This is a genomic window from Streptomyces calidiresistens, assembly GCF_014141525.1.
In the GTDB taxonomy this organism is placed as follows: domain Bacteria; phylum Actinomycetota; class Actinomycetes; order Streptomycetales; family Streptomycetaceae; genus Streptomyces; species Streptomyces calidiresistens.
Genome location: NZ_VKHS01001214.1, coordinates 1 through 1128, shown reverse-complemented (window position 1 = coordinate 1128; position 1128 = coordinate 1). Strand labels below are relative to the sequence as shown.

At 74.4% G+C, this 1128-nt stretch carries 1 protein-coding gene; it reads left to right on the top strand.

The genetic code is table 11. The features are described 5' to 3' along the window. Positions 1–361: 361 nt before the first annotated feature. Positions 362–871 (top strand): MscL family protein, encoded by a 510-nt coding sequence (locus FOE67_RS26475; RefSeq protein WP_182667350.1) that lies wholly within the window; start codon positions 362–364, stop codon positions 869–871. The last annotated feature ends 257 nt before the right edge of the window (positions 872–1128 follow it).

Below are 1128 nucleotides of genomic sequence, written 5' to 3'. Positions count from 1 at the left end.
GACCCCACCCCTTCAGCCCCACTCCCGTCGGCGGGTCCCCGGTCCGCGGCCCCGACCGGACCCGGGACCGGCCCTCCGCCGACCGGGCACCGGCGCGGCTCGGTCCCCGGCGCCGCCCGGGAGCACCGCCGGGCACGGAAGGGGATGGCCGTCGCCCACCGGACCGGGGAGACTGTGGCGGGCGCCGGGATCGAGAGGATCCCGGCCCGTTCCGGGCGCCCCCGGCGCCCGGACCCCGGCGGCGAGCCGATGACGCCCGCCCCACCGCCGCGGGCGGACACCGGAACGTCATCGGGTACGGAAAGGCAGTGCGTTGGGCAAGGAACAGCAGAGCGTCCTCGGGGGCTTCAGGGAGTTCCTGATGCGCGGCAACGTGGTCGAACTGGCCGTGGCCGTGGTCATCGGAGCCGCCTTCACCAACATCGTGAACTCGGTGGTGGAGGGCGTCATCAACCCGCTGGTCGGGGCGTTCGGCACACAGGACCTGGATCGGTACCAGTCCTGCCTCAAGGGGCCCTGCGAGATCAACGGGGCGGGCGAGATCGTCTCCGGCATCCCGATCCGGTGGGGAACGGTGATCAGCGCCGGCCTCACCTTCCTCATCACGGCGGCCGTCGTCTACTTCCTCATGATCATGCCGCTCACCCGGTACAAGGCACGCCTGGAGGCCCGCAGGCCGAAGGACTCCACTCCCCCCGCGAAGACGGAGCTGGACCTCCTCACCGAGATCCGCGACGAGTTGATCGCACAGCGCGGGGCGGCCGGGAACGGCACCGTGGGGATCGGCGCCCAGCGCTCGTCGGGACCGGGGGACGGCGGCGGTTCCGGCGGCGGTAACCCCTCCGGGACGGGCTCACGTCCGGAGGGCTGAGCGACGGGACGGGGCCCCGGGAACGCGCACCCGGGGAAGCCGACGCCCCGCCCGGCCGAGCGGTCCCGGCCCGGGGCGCCGGACGAACGCCGCCACGGGTTCACGGGATCAGATGTGGTGCGGGGGCTTCTCGTCGAGGAAACGCGCCAGGTCGTCCCCGGCACCGGCGCCGGTGGGGCGCTCGCCCCACCCGAGGTCGGTGTCGTCGGGAGCGGCGTCGCCCAGGGGGTCGTCGAAGACCAGGGGCACCCGGGGGA

What these genes read in the sequence shown, in the direction of transcription:
- FOE67_RS26475 (WP_182667350.1), top strand. Translation starts at nt 362, where the DNA reads ATGCGCGGCAACGTGGTCGAACTGGCCGTGGCCGTGGTCATCGGAGCC.